Source organism: Anoxybacillus sp. ST70, from assembly GCF_019553625.1.
Classification (GTDB): domain Bacteria; phylum Bacillota; class Bacilli; order Bacillales; family Anoxybacillaceae; genus Anoxybacillus; species Anoxybacillus gonensis.
In genome coordinates this window covers 1-247 of the sequence record NZ_JAHZOF010000053.1, presented here as the reverse complement: position 1 = coordinate 247, position 247 = coordinate 1, and the positions used below count along the sequence as shown (strand labels likewise).

The following is a 247-nucleotide window of genomic DNA, read 5'->3' as shown; positions in this document are numbered from 1 at the left end:
CTCTCAGGTCGGCTACGCATCGTCGCCTTGGTGAGCCGTTACCTCACCAACTAGCTAATGCGCCGCGGGCCCATCCTGTAGCGACAGCTTGCGCCGCCTTTCAACGAAAGACCATGCGGTCTTTCGTGTTATCCGGTATTAGCACCGATTTCTCGGTGTTATCCCCGTCTACAGGGCAGGTTGCCCACGTGTTACTCACCCGTCCGCCGCTAACGATCCAAAAGCAAGCTTTTGATTCGTCCGCTCG

The 247-nt window shown here is 57.1% G+C and carries 1 rRNA gene; it reads right to left on the bottom strand.

Features of this window, described 5'->3' with window-relative positions:
* A 16S ribosomal RNA gene (locus tag K1I43_RS15560) occupies positions 1–247 on the bottom strand; the annotation flags it as partial.